12 protein-coding genes and 2 pseudogenes are annotated in these 14,615 nt (G+C 75.1%); 12 read left to right on the top strand and 2 right to left on the bottom strand.

Annotated elements, in window-relative coordinates; all coding sequences use genetic code 11:
* The first annotated feature begins 126 nt into the window (after positions 1 to 126).
* The 3 genes from ACYQBY_RS02425 (at position 127) to aroB (ending at position 3,178) form a co-directional block, all read left to right on the top strand.
* Entirely contained in the window at positions 127 to 618 is a 492-nt protein-coding gene (locus ACYQBY_RS02425; RefSeq protein WP_459642200.1) for a shikimate kinase, read from the top strand.
* A gap of 174 nt (positions 619 to 792) precedes the next feature.
* Positions 793 to 1,998 (top strand): carboxylate-amine ligase, encoded by a 1,206-nt coding sequence (locus ACYQBY_RS02420; RefSeq protein ID WP_459642199.1) that lies wholly within the window; start codon positions 793 to 795, stop codon positions 1,996 to 1,998.
* 22 nt (positions 1,999 to 2,020) lie between these two features.
* The gene (gene aroB / locus ACYQBY_RS02415; protein ID WP_459642198.1) at positions 2,021 to 3,178 is read left to right on the top strand and encodes a 3-dehydroquinate synthase; all 1,158 of its coding nucleotides are present in this window, start codon (positions 2,021 to 2,023) and stop codon (positions 3,176 to 3,178) included.
* A gap of 7 nt (positions 3,179 to 3,185) precedes the next feature.
* Here the strand turns inward: aroB and ACYQBY_RS02410 are convergent, their stop codons facing one another.
* Positions 3,186 to 3,596 (bottom strand): hypothetical protein, encoded by a 411-nt coding sequence (locus tag ACYQBY_RS02410; RefSeq protein WP_459642197.1) that lies wholly within the window; start codon positions 3,594 to 3,596, stop codon positions 3,186 to 3,188.
* A gap of 363 nt (positions 3,597 to 3,959) precedes the next feature.
* On the opposite strand from ACYQBY_RS02410, the gene efp reads away from it, so the two are divergent.
* Both efp and nusB read left to right on the top strand, forming a co-directional pair.
* Complete coding sequence (efp, locus tag ACYQBY_RS02405) at positions 3,960 to 4,520, top strand: elongation factor P (protein ID WP_459642196.1); 561 nt, start codon at positions 3,960 to 3,962, stop codon at positions 4,518 to 4,520.
* Between the two features lie 4 nt (positions 4,521 to 4,524).
* Positions 4,525 to 4,938, top strand: coding sequence for a transcription antitermination factor NusB (gene nusB, locus ACYQBY_RS02400; protein WP_459642195.1), 414 nt, complete (start codon positions 4,525 to 4,527; stop codon positions 4,936 to 4,938).
* An 83-nt stretch (positions 4,939 to 5,021) separates the two neighbouring features.
* On the opposite strand, the pseudogene bldD reads toward nusB, so the two are convergent.
* Positions 5,022 to 5,518: pseudogene (gene bldD, locus ACYQBY_RS02395) on the bottom strand (transcriptional regulator BldD).
* Positions 5,519 to 5,732: 214 nt separating this feature from the next.
* On the opposite strand from bldD, the pseudogene pyrR reads away from it, so the two are divergent.
* From pyrR to pyrF, 7 genes and pseudogenes are all read left to right on the top strand, one after another.
* Positions 5,733 to 6,260: pseudogene (gene pyrR, locus ACYQBY_RS02390) on the top strand (bifunctional pyr operon transcriptional regulator/uracil phosphoribosyltransferase PyrR); the annotation flags it as partial.
* Positions 6,261 to 6,351: 91 nt separating this feature from the next.
* Positions 6,352 to 7,329 (top strand): aspartate carbamoyltransferase catalytic subunit, encoded by a 978-nt coding sequence (locus tag ACYQBY_RS02385; protein WP_459642194.1) that lies wholly within the window; start codon positions 6,352 to 6,354, stop codon positions 7,327 to 7,329.
* The gene (locus ACYQBY_RS02380) at positions 7,326 to 8,663 is read left to right on the top strand and encodes a dihydroorotase (protein ID WP_459642193.1); all 1,338 of its coding nucleotides are present in this window, start codon (positions 7,326 to 7,328) and stop codon (positions 8,661 to 8,663) included. Before ACYQBY_RS02385 ends, ACYQBY_RS02380 begins: the two co-directional genes overlap by 4 nt.
* On the top strand, positions 8,660 to 9,151 hold the full coding sequence (locus ACYQBY_RS02375; protein WP_459642192.1) for a PH-like domain-containing protein: 492 nt from the start codon (positions 8,660 to 8,662) through the stop codon (positions 9,149 to 9,151). The genes ACYQBY_RS02380 and ACYQBY_RS02375 overlap by 4 nt, the downstream gene beginning before the upstream one ends.
* The gene (carA, locus tag ACYQBY_RS02370) at positions 9,148 to 10,425 is read left to right on the top strand and encodes a glutamine-hydrolyzing carbamoyl-phosphate synthase small subunit (protein ID WP_459642191.1); all 1,278 of its coding nucleotides are present in this window, start codon (positions 9,148 to 9,150) and stop codon (positions 10,423 to 10,425) included. Before ACYQBY_RS02375 ends, carA begins: the two co-directional genes overlap by 4 nt.
* Positions 10,425 to 13,736, top strand: a complete 3,312-nt coding sequence (gene carB, locus ACYQBY_RS02365) for a carbamoyl-phosphate synthase large subunit (RefSeq protein WP_459642190.1) — start codon at positions 10,425 to 10,427, stop codon at positions 13,734 to 13,736. Before carA ends, carB begins: the two co-directional genes overlap by 1 nt.
* A complete protein-coding gene (gene pyrF, locus ACYQBY_RS02360) occupies positions 13,733 to 14,602 on the top strand; it encodes an orotidine-5'-phosphate decarboxylase (protein ID WP_459642189.1) in 870 nt (289 codons plus the stop codon). Before carB ends, pyrF begins: the two co-directional genes overlap by 4 nt.
* Positions 14,603 to 14,615 lie beyond the last annotated feature (13 nt).

Raw genomic sequence — 14,615 nt, 5'->3', positions numbered from 1 at the left:
GTCGCCGCGCGGCCCGGTCGCGCCCATCATGGCCCGCACCGGCCCCGGGCACCATCACCGCCCGTTACGATTCCTGGCCGTACCGCCCGGCGACCGCGCGGGCACGTCCGCGCAGGGGGTCCGCTGGTGATCGTGCTCGTCGGGTTCATGGGCGCGGGCAAGACCACCGTGGGGCGGGCGCTGGCCGCCGCCCTCGGCGTGCCGTTCACCGACACCGACCACGTCGTGGAGGAACGGGCCGGCCGGGCGATCCGCGACATCTTCGCCGCCGAGGGCGAGGAGGCGTTCCGCGACCTGGAGCAGCAGGCCGTCGCCGACGTCCTCGCCGGCCCCGAGGCGGTGGTCGCCCTCGGCGGGGGTGCGTGCGGGCGCCCCGCCACCCGCGCGGTGCTCGCCGGGCACACCGTGGTGCACCTGAGGGTGGGGCTGGCGGAGGCGCTGCGCCGCCTGCAGGGCGACCCGCTGCGCCCGGTGCTGCAGCGCCCCGGCCTGCCGGAGCTGCACGCGCAGCGCACCGCCGTCCACGACGCGCTGGCCACCGTGGCGCTCGACGTGGACGACCTGGCCCCCCGCGAGGTGGTGCGGCGGGTGCTCGCCGCGGTGGCGCCGCGGCGCTGAGCGGCGGCGCTGATCCGGGGCGCCGGTCCGCGGGGGCGTGAACGGCGGGCGTCGCGCGGGCCAAGCCTCGGCGGCGCGAGGCTTGGGCGCGGAACGCGGGGGGTACACAGGGGCAGGGCCGGGCACCGGCCCCTGCGCGAGGCTGCGCAGCGCCCGTCCCGCCTGGAGCCCCGCGTGCACGCACCGCCGCCCCGATCGCGCGACACGGCCGGCCGGCCCGCGGCGCGGCGCTCCCCGCTGCCGCTGGCCGCCGTGGGTGCGGGCGACGGCGCCGTGGGCGCGACCGTGGGGGTGGAGGAGGAGTACCACGTCGTCGACGCCACCACCTTCACCCTGCTGGACAGCGACCGGCTGAACTCCGCCGCCGTGCACGGGCTGCTGGGGGATCGGGTGGAGGCGGAGATCGCCACCACCCAGCTGGAGGTCGCGACCCCCGTGTGCCGCTCGCTGGCCGACGTGCGCCGGGAGCTGGCCACCGCCCGCTCGGTGGCCGTGGGCGCCGCCGCCACGGCCGGTGCGACGGTGCTGGCCGTCGCGACGCACCCCTTCGCCTCCTGGCAGGAGCAGCGCCTCACCTCCCGGCCCCGCTACCTGGCGCTGCTGGAGCGCTGGGGGGTGCTGGCGCTGCAGCAGGTGTTCTGCGGCTGCCACGTCCACGTCGGCGTCCCCGACCTGGACACGGCGGTGGCCGTGATGGACCGGGTCACGCCCTACCTGCACGTCGTGCTCGCCCTGACCGGCTCCTCCCCGTTCCACGAGGGCGTCGACACCGGCTACGACAGCTTCCGCAGCCAGGCGTGGGGCCGCTGGCCCATCGCCGGCTACCCCGAGCCCTTCGGCGACGCCGCCACGTACCGGCGGGTCGTGGAGGGCCTCACGGCGGCCGGCGCCGTAGAGGACTCCTCGTACCTGTACTGGGACGTGCGCCCCTCGCTGCGCTACCCGACGCTGGAGTACCGCATCGGCGACGTGTGCACGAGCCTGGACGACGCCGTCCTGCACGCCGCGCTCGTGCGCTCCCTCACCCGCGTCCTGGCCGCCCGCGCCGCCGCCGGCGACCCCGCGCCCGTGGTGCGCCCGGAGCTGCTGCGCGCCGCCCGCTGGCGCGCGGCCCGCTCCGGGGTGTCGGGGGAGCTGTTCGACCCCCTCACCCACGAGGTCGTCGGCGCCCGCGAGGCCGTGGCGCGCCTGCTGGGGGAGCTGCGCGCGGACCTGACGGCGCACGGGGAGTGGGACGAGGTCCACGCCCTCACCACGCAGGTCCTGGCCCGCGGCACCTCCGCGACCCGCCAGCGCATGCTGCTGCACCGCACCGGGGACCCGCGGGAGGTGGCGCGCATGCTCGCCGTGGAGGGGCTGGCGTTCCGCGGCGCCGCCTGAGCCGGGCCGTAGGCTCGCGGGCGTGACGACCCCGACCCCTCCCGGCCCGACCGCCGGCCCCTCCGCAGGCGCCACCACGATCACCGTGCGCGGGGAGCGCCCCTACGACGTCCTCATCGGCCGCAACCTGCTGGGGGAGCTGCCCCGCCTGCTCGGCGAGGGCGTGCGCAAGGTCCTCGTGGTGCACCCCGCGGCGCTGCGCGCCAGCGGCGAGGCCGTGCGCGACGACCTGGCCGCCTCCGGGTTCACGCCCGTGCTGGCCGAGGTGCCCGACGGGGAGGAGGCCAAGCGCGCCGAGGTCGCGGCGTTCTGCTGGAGCGTGCTGGGCCGCTCCGACTTCACCCGCACCGACGCCGTGGTCGCCGTCGGCGGGGGCACCGTCACCGACCTCGGCGGGTTCGTCGCCGCGACGTGGCTGCGGGGGGTGAAGGTCGTGCAGGTGCCGACGACGCTGCTGGCCATGGTCGACGCCGCCGTCGGCGGCAAGACGGGCATCAACACCTCCGAGGGCAAGAACCTCGTGGGCGCCTTCCACCCCCCCGCCGGGGTGCTGTGCGACCTCGCCGCCCTGGACTCCCTGCCGGGCAACGACCTGCGGGCCGGGATGGCCGAGGTCGTCAAGTGCGGTTTCATCGCCGACACGCGCATCCTGGAGCTCGTCGAGGCCGGCGTCGACGCGGCCCTGGACACCTCCGGGCCGGTGCTGCGGGAGCTGGTCGAGCGTGCCGTGCAGGTCAAGGCCGACGTCGTGGGGGAGGACCTGCGCGAGGCGGGCCTGCGGGAGATCCTCAACTACGGCCACACCCTCGGGCACGCCGTGGAGCTCGTGGAGCGCTTCGAGTGGCGCCACGGCGCGGCGATCAGCGTCGGCATGGTGTTCGTGGCGGAGCTGGCGCGGCTGGCCGGGCGCCTTAGCGAGGCGGAGGTGGACCGCCACCGCTCCGTGCTGGGCTCCCTGGGCCTGCCCCTGACGTACCGCGGTGACCGCTGGCCGCAGCTGCTCGCCGCGATGCAGCGGGACAAGAAGACCCGCGGGGACCTGCTGCGCTTCGTGGTGCTCGACGCGATCGGGCGCCCCTCCCGGCTGGAGGGCCCGGACCCGGCGCTGCTGCAGGCGGCCTACTCCGAGATCAGCCGGGAGGGCGGCGGGCCGGCGGCCCGGGAGGTCCTCATCGGCTGAGCGCGGCTCAGGCGCAGGGCTCGGCGCTGACGGCGCCGCTCTCGTCGAGGAAGAGCACCTGCGCCGAGCCGGGCCGGCGCGCCACGAGGCAGAAGGTCTGCTGCTCGGCGCGCAGCACCGCGAGCTCGGCGGGCGCCACCCCGCCGCCCAGCTCCGCCGCGCGGGCGGTGTACGCACCGTGCAGGGTGTGGAAGGCGCTCTGCGCCGCGCCGGCCGACTCCAGCCGGGAGCGCAGCACCGGGTCGGCGTCGTCGTGCGTGCCCAGCAGCGCCGGCACGACGAGGGCGCCGATCCCCAGCAGCAGCACCAGGGCGGGGGCGCAGACGGCCGCCAGCAGCAGCGTCACCGCGCGGCGTGACAGCGCGGCGCGGCCTGCTCCCGGCTTCCCGGTGGCTGCCTCGAACGGCGACGGGTTCACGTGCCCTCCCTCCCCGGCTCCTCGTGCCGGGAACTCTTCCCGACACCTACCGCATCGACCCGGCCCGCCCCCCCGGTGAGGCGGCGCCACCCGTCCGGCGGCTCGCCGTCGTCCGTCCGGCCCAACGGGAGGGCCCGCGGGCCCTCCCGTTGGGCCGGACGGGGCCGCCCCGGGTCCGCTCCGTAGCCGCCCACCCGCCCGCCGGCGCTGTGTCGGCGCAGGTCAGCGCGGTGCCCGGCCGCTGGGCGGGAGCGGCGGCGAGGGCGGTGGATAGACTGCTCCCGGCCCGCCGCGTGCCGGGCCCGGGGACCTGCGGGGCAGGCCCGGCAGCGAACCGACCGAGCGGACGGACTGAGAGACGACGTGGCTTCGACCAACGACCTGAAGAACGGCCTGGTGCTCAACCTCGACAAGCAGCTGTGGGCCGTCGTGGAGTTCCAGCACGTCAAGCCGGGCAAGGGTGGCGCCTTCGTCCGCACCAAGCTCAAGAACGTCCTGTCCGGCAAGGTGGTCGACCGGACCTTCAACGCCGGCGTGAAGGTCGAGACCGCCACCGTCGACAAGCGCGACATGCAGTACCTGTACAAGGACGGCGACGACTTCGTCTTCATGGACTCCGACACCTACGACCAGATCACGGTGCCGGCGGCCACGGTGGGCGACGCGGCGAACTTCATGCTGGAGAGCCAGCAGGTCATCGTCGCCACCCACGAGGGCACACCCCTGTACGTGGAGCTGCCGACGTCCGTGGTGCTGGAGATCACCTACACCGAGCCGGGCCTGCAGGGCGACCGCTCCACCGGCGGCACCAAGCCCGCGACGGTCGAGACCGGTTACGAGATCCAGGTGCCGCTCTTCCTGGAGCAGGGCACGAAGGTCAAGGTCGACACCCGGTCCGGGGACTACCTCGGCCGCGTGAGCTGACCGGGTGGCCGCACGCGCCAAGGCCCGCCGCCGGGCCCTCGACGTCCTCTTCGAGGCCGAGCAGCGCCAGGTGGACCCCGCGACGGTCCTCGCCGAGCGCACCGCCCGGGCCGAGCAGCCCCTCAACGAGTACACGGGCACGCTGGTGACGGGGGTGCGCAGCGAGCGCGGCCGCATCGACGAGCTGCTCTCGACGTACGCGCAGGGCTGGACGCTCGAGCGGATGCCCGCCGTGGACCGCAACGTCCTGCGGCTGGGCACCTGGGAGATCCTGTTCAACCCCGACGTGCCGGACGCCGTGGCCATCAGCGAGGCCGTGGGCCTGGCCCGGGAGCTGTCCACCGACCAGTCCCCGGCGTTCGTCAACGGGCTGCTGGGCCGGCTGGCGGAGCTGAAACCCACCATCGCCGACGCCTGAGACCGCCCGCGCGCAGCACCGGCGCCCACACGCACGCAAGGCCCGGCCCCCTCGCGGGGACCGGGCCTTGGTGGTGGAACGGGTCAGGCGTGGGATTCCACCGCGCGGCGCGCGTCGGCGTTGAGGACCCCCAGGCGATGAACTCGTCGCACAGGGCGGTCGGCGGGACGTCGTAGATGACGGCCAGCGTGCGCAGGTCGTCGGCGCGGATGCTCAGCACCCGGCCGTTGTAGTCGCCGCGCTGGGACTGGATGGTCTGGGCGTAGCGCGCCAGCGGCCCGGCCTTCTCGGCCGGCACCTCCTGCAGGCGCTCCAGGTCCAGGACCAGGCGGGGAGGGGGTTCAGCGGTGCCCTGCGGGGCGCCCTCGGGGAGCAGTGCGGAGACCGGAACCCCGTAGAAGTCTGCGAGCTCTGCGAGCCGCTGGACGGTGACCGCCCTGTCGCCCCGCTCGTACGAGCCGACGACGACCGCCTTCCACCGCCCCTCAGACTTCTCTTCGACGCCGTGCAGGGACAGTCCCTGTTGGGTCCGGATGGCGCGAAGGCGCGATCCGAGTGCGCGGGAGTAGTCCGATGCCATGCCGAGAATCGTCACGGAGCGTGACCTGCCTCGTCAAGCTGACCTGCCGATTCACCGCCGATCAGCTTGCCGGACCACCCTGTTGGGTGCGTTTTCGCTGCGGAGAGTGACCAGTTGATCTCGAAACGATGTGCCGGGGTCGCTCGTGTAGCCTCACCGGTGAACGACGTCCTTTAAGGAACCGTCCCGTGAGGCGGAGAAGGAGGTCGCGGACGTGACGTCTGCTGCCCGCAGCACCCCAGGACCCTCCCCGTCCGGCGCCGCCGAGGCCCCGCCGGGCGCGCGGACCCTGCTGGAGACCCCCGACATCCACCGCGCGCTGACCCGCATCGCCCACGAGCTGCTCGAGGCGAACAAGGGCGCCGCGGACCTCGTGCTGCTGGGCATCCCCACCCGCGGGGTGCCCCTCGCCCAGCGCCTCGCGCGCCGCATCGCCGACGCCGACGGCACCGAGGTCCCCACCGGCTCCCTCGACGTCACGATGTACCGCGACGACCTGCGCCGGCACCCCACCCGCACGCTGCTGCCCACCGAGCTGCCCCCCGGCGGCCTCGACGACCGGGTGGTCGTCCTCGTCGACGACGTCCTGTACTCCGGGCGCACCATCCGCGCCGCCCTCGACGCCGTCTCCGACCTCGGCCGCCCCCGGGTCGTGCGCCTCGCGGTGCTCGTGGACCGCGGCCACCGCGAGCTGCCCATCCGCGCCGACCACGTCGGCAAGAACCTGCCCACCTCCTCCGCGGAGCGGGTGCACGTGCTGCTCGCCGAGACCGACGGCCGCGACGCGGTGCTGCTCTCCAGCGGCGNGGGGCGCGCGCGGGGGAGGGGCGCGCGTGAGCCGGCACCTGCTCTCCGCCGCCGACCTCGACCGCGACGGCGCCGTGCACGTCCTCGACGTGGCCGAGGAGATGGCCGCCACCCAGCGCCGGGAGATCAAGAAGCTGCCCACGCTGCGCGGGCGGACCGTGGTGAACCTCTTCTTCGAGGACTCCACCCGCACCCGGATCTCCTTCGAGGCCGCCGCCAAGCGGCTGTCCGCCGACGTCATCAACTTCTCCGCCAAGGGTTCCAGCGTCTCCAAGGGCGAGAGCCTGAAGGACACCGCGCTGACCCTGGAGGCCATGGGCGCCGACGCCGTCGTGGTGCGCCACCCCGCCTCCGGCGCCCCGCACCGCCTCGCCCACGCCGGCTGGACCCGCGGCAGCGTCGTCAACGCCGGCGACGGCACCCACGAGCACCCCACCCAGGCGCTGCTGGACGCCTTCACGATCCGCCGGCACCTGCGCGGCGGCGGGGAGCACCTCGCGGCCGCCGGTCACGACCTCGACGGCGTGCGCGTCACCGTCGTCGGTGACGTCCTGCACTCGCGGGTCGCCCGCTCCAACGTGCTGCTGCTGAACACCCTCGGCGCCGAGGTCACCCTCGTCGCCCCGCCCACCCTGGTGCCCGTGGGGGTGGGCGGCTGGCCGTGCACGGTGTCCCACGACCTCGACGCCGCGCTGGCCGCCGGACCCGACGCGGTGATGATGCTGCGGGTCCAGCGGGAGCGGATGAGCACCGCCGGCGGGGGTTTCTTCCCCTCCGCGCGCGAGTACGCCCGTCGCTACGGCCTGGGCGGGGCACGCCTGGGCCTGCTGCCGGAGCACACGATCGTGATGCACCCCGGACCCATGAACCGCGGCCTGGAGATCTCCGCCGACGCCGCCGACAGCCCCCGCTCCACCATCGTGGAGCAGGTCGGCAACGGCGTGGCGGTGCGGATGGCCGTGCTGTACCTGCTGCTGGCCGGCGACCTCGGAGGACGCGCATGAGCACCACCCACGGCCCCGTCCTCGTGCGGGGCGCCGCCCTCCTCGGTGGCCCCGCCACCGACCTGCTCCTCGCCGGCGGGCGCATCGCCGAGGTGGGGCAGGACCTCTCCGCCTCCCCGGCCGCCCGCGGCGCCGAGGTCGTCGAGGCGGCCGGCCTCGTCGCCCTGCCCGGCCTCGTCGACCTGCACACCCACCTGCGCGAGCCGGGGCGCGAGGACGCCGAGACGGTGGAGTCCGGCACCCGCGCCGCCGCCCGCGGCGGGTTCACGGCCGTGCACGCCATGGCCAACACCGACCCCGTCGCGGACACCGCCGGGGTCGTGGAGCAGGTGCGCCGCCTCGGTGAGGAGGCCGGCTGGGTGGACGTGCACCCGGTGGGCGCCGTCACCATCGGCCTCGCCGGGCAGCAGCTCGCCGAGCTCGGCGCGATGGCCGACTCCGCCGCCCGCGTGCGGGTCTTCTCCGACGACGGCAAGTGCGTCTGGGACGCGGTCCTCATGCGCCGGGCGCTGGAGTACGTGCGCGCCTTCGACGGCGTCATCGCCCAGCACGCCCAGGAGCCGCGCCTCACCGAGGGCGCCCAGATGAACGAGGGCGAGGTCTCCGCGGTCCTCGGCCTGGCCGGCTGGCCCAGCGTCGCGGAGGAGGCGATCATCGCCCGCGACGTGCTCCTGGCCTCCCACGTCGGCTCCCGCCTGCACGTCTGCCACGTCTCCACGAGGGGCTCGGTGGAGATCGTCCGCTGGGCCAAGGAGCGCGGCTTCCCCGTCACCGCCGAGGTCACCCCGCACCACCTGCTGCTCACCGACGAGCTGGTCCGCGACTACGACCCCGTCTACAAGGTGAACCCGCCCCTGCGCACGCAGGCCGACGTGGAGGCCCTGCGCGAGGGCCTGGCCGACGGCACCATCGACGTCGTGGCCACCGACCACGCCCCGCACCCCGCGGAGGACAAGGACTGCGAGTGGGCCGCCGCCGCCATGGGCATGACCGGCCTGGAGACCGCCCTGTCCGTGGTGCAGCACACGATGGTGGAGACCGGCCTGCTGGACTGGGCCGGCGTCGCCGAGCGCACGTCCCACGCCCCGGCCCGCATCGGCCGCCTCGGCGCCCAGGGCCGCCCGCTCGCCGCGGGGGAGCCGGCGAACCTGGTGCTCGTGGACCCGGCGGCGCGCTGGACGGTCGATCCGGCGGCCATGGCCACGGCCGGGCGCAACTCCCCCTTCCGCGGGATGGAGCTGCCCGGCGCGGTCGTGGCCACGTTCCTGCGGGGCCGCCCCACCGTGCTCGGCGGGGCCCTGGTGGAGCGCACCGGGGAGCGGGTGCCGAGGTGAAGTGGCTGGCCCTGGCGCTGCTGCTGCTGGTGCTGCTCGTGCTGTGGCGGCAGATGTTCGCCGGCTGGCGCGCCCGCGTGCGGCGGCAGGCCGACGTGCCCGCCCCGGCCCTGCCGCCGCGCCCGGCGCCCGGCACCGGTGCCGTGGAGGGCGTCTACGTCTCCACCGTGGAGGCGGACAACTCCCTGGAGCGCATCGCGGCGCACGGGCTCGGCACGAGGAGCCCGGTGCTGGTGGAGGTGGCCGAGGACGGCGTGGCGCTGTTCCGGCAGGGTGCGCGCGCGGTCCTCGTGCCGCGCGCGGACCTGCTCGACGTGGGCCGCGGCGCGGGCATGGCCGGCAAGTGGGTCGGCGGGCGGGGCCTGGTCGTCCTGCGCTGGAGGCTGGGCGAGCGGGTCGTGGACACGGGCATCCGCCCGAGGCGGGCGGACGAAGGGGACCGGCTGGTGCAGCAGGTCCAGCAGATCCTGGCGAAGGGGGAGCAGTGACGGCGACGACGGCAGCGAGCGCGGCGGCGACGAGGGCGGACGGGCCGGCGGTCCTCGTCCTGGAGGACGGCCGGGCGTTCCGCGGCGAGGCGTACGGCGCCCTCGGCCACACCGTGGGGGAGGCGGTGTTCTCCACCGGGATGACCGGCTACCAGGAGACCCTCACCGACCCCAGCTACCACCGGCAGGTCGTCGTGATGACCGCGCCGCACGTCGGCAACACCGGGGTCAACGACGAGGACACCGAGTCCCGGCGCATCTGGGTCGCCGGGTACGTGGTGCGCGACCCCGCCCGCGTCCCGTCGAACTGGCGCTCCCGGCGCACCCTGGAGGACGAGCTGGCCGCGCAGGGCGTCGTCGGCATCTCCGGTGTGGACACCCGCGCCCTGACCCGCCACCTGCGCGAGCGCGGCGCCATGCGCGTCGGGGTGTTCTCCGGCCCGCAGGCGCAGCGGCCCGTCGCGGAGCTGCTGGAGCTCGTGCTCGCAGCCCCGGCGATGACGGGCGCGGACCTCGCCGGGGAGGTCACCGCCACCGAGGCGTACACGGTGCCGGCGCAGGGCGGGCGGCGGTTCACCGTCGCCGCCGTGGACCTCGGCATCAAGGCGATGACTCCGCAGCGGATGGCCGAGCGCGGCATCGAGGTGCGGGTGCTGCCCGCCACCGCGAGCCTGCAGGACGTGCTGACCGCCGGGGAGGGCGGCGCCGCCCCCGACGGGGTGTTCTTCTCCAACGGCCCCGGCGACCCGTCGGCCGCCACGCACGAGATCGAGGTCCTGCGCGGTGTGCTGGAGCGGCGCATCCCGTTCTTCGGCATCTGCTACGGCAACCAGCTGCTCGGGCGCGCCCTCGGGTTCGGCACGTACAAGCTGAAGTACGGGCACCGCGGCATCAACCAGCCCGTCATGGACCTGGCCACCCGCAAGGTGGAGGTCACCGCCCACAACCACGGCTTCGCCGTCGACGCCCCCCTCGACGGGCCCAGCGACACCCCCTTCGGGCGGGCCGTGGTCAGCCACGTCGGCCTCAACGACGACGTCGTGGAGGGCCTGCGCTGCCTCGACGTGCCCGCGTTCTCCGTGCAGTACCACCCCGAGGCCGCCGCCGGCCCGCACGACGCCGGTTACCTCTTCGACCGGTTCGTCGACCTCATGACGACCGGCGACCCCACCGTCACGACCGGCGCCGCGAGCGCCGGCGACGCCCCGGGCACCGGCTCCGGTGCCGGCACGGGCCCCGACTCCGCGACGACCAACACCCCGAAGGGCGCCTGATGCCTCGCCGCACCGACATCTCCTCCGTCCTCGTCATCGGCTCCGGCCCCATCGTCATCGGGCAGGCCGCGGAGTTCGACTACTCCGGGACCCAGGCGTGCCGGGTGCTGAGGTCCGAGGGGCTGCGCGTCGTCCTCGTGAACTCCAACCCCGCGACGATCATGACGGACCCGGAGATGGCCGACGCCACCTACGTCGAGCCCATCACCCCCGAGGTCGTCGAGGCGATCATCGCCAAGGAGAAGCCCGACGCGGTCCTGGCGACCCTCGGCGGGCAGACCGCACTGAACTGCGCGATCGCGCTGCACGAGCAGGGGGTGCTGGAGCGCCACGGCGTGGAGCTCATCGGCGCCGACGTCGCCGCGATCCAGCTCGGGGAGAACCGGGAGCTGTTCAAGGGCGTCGTGGAGCGCTGCGGCGCCGAGAGCGCCCGCAGCCACCTGTGCCACACGATGGAGGAGGTCCTCGCGGGCGCCGAGGACCTCGGCTACCCCGTCGTCGTGCGGCCCAGCTTCACCATGGGCGGCCTCGGCTCCGGCTTCGCCTACGACGAGCAGGACCTGCGCCGCATCGCCGGGCAGGGCCTGCACCACAGCCCCACCACCGAGGTCCTCCTGGAGGAGTCCATCCTCGGCTGGAAGGAGTACGAGCTGGAGCTGATGCGCGACCGCGCCGACAACGTCGTGGTCGTCTGCTCCATCGAGAACTTCGACCCGATGGGCGTGCACACCGGCGACTCCATCACCGTCGCCCCGGCCATGACCCTCACCGACCGCGAGTACCAGCGGATGCGCGACATCGGCATCGCCGTCATCCGCGAGGTCGGCGTCGACACCGGCGGCTGCAACATCCAGTTCGCGGTGAACCCCGAGGACGGGCGCATCATCGTCATCGAGATGAACCCGCGCGTCTCGCGCTCCTCGGCGCTGGCGTCCAAGGCCACCGGCTTCCCCATCGCCAAGATCGCCGCGAAGCTCGCCGTGGGGTACACCCTCGACGAGATCCCCAACGACATCACCCGCGTCACCCCCGCCAGCTTCGAGCCGACCCTCGACTACGTCGTGGTGAAGGTGCCGCGGTTCGCGTTCGAGAAGTTCCCCGCCGCCGACCCCACCCTGACGACGACGATGAAGAGCGTCGGCGAGGCGATGGCCCTGGGCCGCAACTTCACCGAGGCCCTGCAGAAGGCGCTGCGCAGCACCGAGCGCCGCGGCGCGTCCTTCACCTGGGTGGGGGAGCCGGGGGACCTCGCGGAGCTGCTGGAGACGGTGCGCCGCCCCACCGACACCCGCCTGCCGCTGGTGGTGCAGGCCATCCGCGCCGGCGCCACCCCCGAGCAGCTCTTCGAGTCCACGAAGATCGACCCGTGGTTCCTCGACCAGCTCTTCCTGCTGCACGAGGTCGCCGGGGAGCTGCGCGACGCCGAGGCCCTCACCCCGGAGCTGCTGCGCCGCGCCAAGCGCCACGGCTTCTCCGACGTGCAGATCGGGGAGATCCGGCACATGCCCGAGGACGTCGTGCGCGGTGTCCGGCACGCCCTGGGGGTGCGGCCCGTCTACAAGACCGTCGACACGTGCGCCGCGGAGTTCGCCGCCGCCACCCCCTACCACTACTCCAGCTACGACGAGGAGGACGAGACCGTCCCGCGCGAGAAGCCGGCGGTCGTCATCCTCGGCTCCGGCCCCAACCGGATCGGGCAGGGCGTGGAGTTCGACTACTCCTGCGTCCACGCCTCCTTCGCACTGGCGGAGGCCGGCTACGAGACCGTCATGGTGAACTGCAACCCCGAGACGGTCTCCACCGACTACGACACCTCCGACCGGTTGTACTTCGAGCCCCTCACGCTGGAGGACGTCCTGGAGGTCGTGCACGCCGAGCAGCGCTGCGGCCCGGTCGTCGGGGTCGTCGTGCAGCTCGGCGGGCAGACCCCGCTCGGGCTGGCGGCCCGGCTCAAGGCCGCGGGCGTGCCCGTCATCGGCACCTCCCCGGAGGCCATCCACCTCGCCGAGGAGCGCGGCGCGTTCGGCCGCGTCCTGGCCGAGGCGGGGCTGCCGGCCCCCAAGCACGGCACCGCCGTCTCCTTCCCCGAGGCCGAGGCGATCGCCGCGGACATCGGCTACCCCGTGCTGGTGCGCCCCTCCTACGTCCTCGGCGGGCGCGGCATGCAGATCGTGTACGACCAGCCGGCGCTGCGCGAGTACATGGCCACCGCCACGGAGGTCTCCGCCGACCGCCCGGTGCTCGTGGACAAGTTCCTCGACGACGCCATCGAGATCGACGTCGACGCCCTCTACGACGGCGAGGAGATGTACCTCGGCGGGATCATGGAGCACATCGAGGAGGCCGGCATCCACTCCGGCGACTCCGCGTGCGTGCTGCCCCCCGCCACGCTCGGGCGCAGCGAGCTGGAGCGGGTCCGCGTCTCCACCGAGGCCATCGCCCGCGGGGTGGGGGTGCGCGGCCTGCTCAACGTGCAGTTCGCCCTCGCCGCGGACATCCTCTACGTCCTGGAGGCCAACCCCCGCGCCAGCCGCACCGTGCCGTTCGTGTCCAAGGCCACCGGTGTCCAGCTGGCCAAGGCCGCCGCGCGCGTCATGACGGGGACGAGCATCGCGCAGCTGCGCGCGGAGGGCGTGCTGCCCCGCACCGGCGACGGCGGCTCGCTCCCGCCGTCGGCGCCGACGTCCGTGAAGGAGGCGGTGCTGCCCTTCGCGCGGTTCCGCACCGCCGAGGGCCAGGTCGTGGACAGCCTGCTCGGGCCGGAGATGCGCTCCACCGGCGAGGTCATGGGCATCGACGTGGACTTCCCCACCGCCTTCGGCAAGTCCCAGACCGCCGCCTACGGGGGCCTGCCCACCGCGGGCACCGCGTTCGTCTCCGTCGCCGACCGCGACAAGCGCGCGATGGTGCTGCCGGTCAAGCGCCTCGCGGACCTCGGCTTCCGCATCCTCGCCACCGAGGGCACCGCGGACACCCTGCGCCGCAACGGCATCGCCAGCACCGTGGTCCGCAAGCACTCCGCGGGCGCGGGACAGGGCGGGGAGCCGACGATCGTGCAGCAGATCACCGCCGGGGAGGTCGACTTCGTCGTCAACACCCCCTCGGGCAACCAGGCCCGCGCCGACGGCTACGAGATCCGCGCCGCCAGCACCGCCGTGGGCAAGGCGATGATCACCACGGTGCAGCAGCTCTCCGCCGCCGTGCAGGCCATCGAGGCCGCCATCGCCGCCCAGCGCGACGGGCGCGGGGTGTCGGTGGCCTCCCTGCAGGAGCACGCCGCCGCCCTGGACGCCGCCTGGCACGGCCGGTGAGCGGGCAGGGCGCACCCGCGGCGGGCGGGCGTTTCGGCGCCCGCCTCGCCGCGGCCGCCGCCGCGCACGGGCCCGTGTGCGTCGGGATCGACCCCCACGCCGCGCTGCTGTCGGCGTGGGGCCTGGACGACACCGTCGCGGGGCTGGAGCGCTTCTCCCGCACGGTCGTGGAGGCCCTGGCGGGGCGGGTCGCGGCCCTCAAGCCCCAGGCCGCGTTCTTCGAGCGGCACGGCTCGCGGGGCCTGGCGGTCCTGGAGGCGGTTCTCGCCGAGGCGCGCGCGGCGGGCACCCTGACCATCGTGGACGCCAAGCGCGGCGACATCGGCTCCACCATGGCCGCCTACGCCGACGCCTTCTGCGGGAACTCGCCCCTGGCGGGGGACGCGGTCACCGTCTCGCCCTACCTCGGGGCGGGCTCGCTGCGCCCGGTGCTCGACGTGGCCGCCGCCCACGGGCGCGGGGTGTTCGTGCTCGCGCTGACGTCCAACCCCGAGGGCGCCGAGGTGCAGCACGCCCGCGGCGCGGACGGGCGCGCGGTGGCCCGGGTCGTGGCCGAGGCCGCCGCCACCGAGAACACCGGCGCCGAGCCGCTGGGCGACGTGGGCCTCGTCGTGGGCGCCACCACCGGCGGCGCCGTGCGCGAGCTCGGCATCGACCTCGCCGCCGTCAACGGGCCGCTGCTCGCGCCGGGCGTGGGCGCACAGGGCGCCACCGCCGCGGACCTCGCCGCCGTGTTCGGCGAGGCCCGCCGCGCCGTGCTCGCCTCCACCAGCCGCGAGGTCCTGCGCGCCGGGCCGGACGTGGGCGCGCTGCGCGAGGCCGCCGGGCGCACCGCCGCGCAGTGCCGCGCCGCGCTGGGCGGCTGAGAAACCGCTCCAC

Source organism: Kineococcus anabasis, assembly GCF_054590795.1.
The sequence above is the reverse complement of the archived record's forward strand: the minus strand, read 5'-3'. Positions and strand labels throughout refer to the sequence as shown.